General features: G+C 31.2%; 1 protein-coding gene. It reads left to right on the forward strand.

Going from position 1 to position 1572, the window contains the following annotated elements; all coding sequences use genetic code 11:
- The first annotated feature begins 156 nt into the window (after positions 1-156).
- Entirely contained in the window at positions 157-1536 is a 1380-nt protein-coding gene (locus DIU01_RS13340) for a DUF4403 family protein (protein ID WP_290835238.1), read from the forward strand.
- Positions 1537-1572: the final 36 nt, after the last annotated feature.

A 1572-nucleotide genomic window follows, 5' to 3' on the forward strand; every position in this document is an offset into this window, starting at 1 on the left:
ATATTTACTATTTCAAAATTGAAACTAATGTGATGCAAATTTAAATCATTTAAACTCAAAAGCGGTAATTTAACATCTTCTTATTAGACATAGGTTTTATTTTTTTGTTACATTCACACCAAAAATAATTTAGAATTTTTATATCAAATTTTAAAAATGAAAAAAATAGTGTCTTTATTGAGTTTGTCATTTCTTTTTGGATGTTCTACAAGTAACAAAATCGCAGCTTTAAAACCAATGCCTTCAGAAAATGTTCCGATGGTTTATAAAACTACGACTTCATTTGTTGATATGCCAATGGAAATCACTTTGAAAGAAATTGAAAATCAGTTAAATAAATCACTTTCCGGATTGATTTATGAAGATAATAATCTTGAAGATGATAAAAGCGAAATGAAGATTTGGAAAACTGGAACTATCAAATTAATAGAAAAAGACGGCAAAATCCAGTCGATTTTACCTTTAAAAATTTGGTCAAAATTTAAGTACGGAACCGATTTTATGGGATTGAACGACACGAGAGAAATCAATTTAAACGGAACCATAACGTTGCTAAGCGATGCTAAATTATCCAATTGGAAGATGAATACGACTTCTAAAATTGAAGATTTCGAATGGAGCGAAAGTCCCTCGATATTGGTTGCCGGAAAAAAAGTTCCGATTACGTATATTATCAATCCAACTTTATCCATTTTTAAATCGAAAGTGGCTAAAAAAATTGATGACGCAATCGAAAAATCGTGCGATTTCAAACCTTATGTTTTAGATGTTTTAGAAAAAATGAGTACGCCATTTTTAACAAGTGAGCAATATGAAACTTGGTTCAAATTAAATCCGATTGAGGTTTATGTAACCGATGCTGTTTTGAGAAAAAGCAAAATCGAAATGGAACTCGGATTAAAATGTAGCATGCAAACCATGGTTGGACAACAGCCAAAAATTTCGTTCAATAGAGAATCGGTAACTTTTAAATCGGTTACCAAAATGCCGAATAAAACAACGGCTTCGATTGCAGCAATTTCTACTTACGATAGTGCTTCACGAATTATTACTAAAAATTTTCAAGGAAAAGAATTTGCTTCTGGAAGTCGAAAAATTGTAGTTCAAAAAGTCGATTTATGGTCTAAAGATGGCAAAATGATTATTGCACTCGATATGACAGGAAGCATCAACGGAACGATTTATTTAAGTGGAATTCCAAATTACAATTCGGCTACCAAAGAAATTTATTTTGATCAGATGGATTATGTGCTAAACACAAAAGGTATCCTAACTAAAACTGCCAACTGGCTTTTACAAGGAACGATTTTGAAAAAAATTCAGGAAAATTGTCGTTATTCTATCAAAGATAATTTAGCCGAAGGAAAGAAAAATATGCTACCTTACTTGAGCAATTATTCACCAATGAAAGGTGTTTTCGTGAACGGAACAATGGATGATTTTGAATTTGAAAAAGTAGAATTAACCAACGACGCAATTATTGCATTTATTAACGCTACAGGAAAAATGAATGTGAAAATTGATGGAATGGAGTGATTTCAGTTTTCAGGTTTCAGATGGCAGATTTCAGAT

This window comes from Flavobacterium sp., assembly GCF_003525665.1.
In the GTDB taxonomy this organism is placed as follows: Bacteria; Bacteroidota; Bacteroidia; order Flavobacteriales; family Flavobacteriaceae; genus Flavobacterium.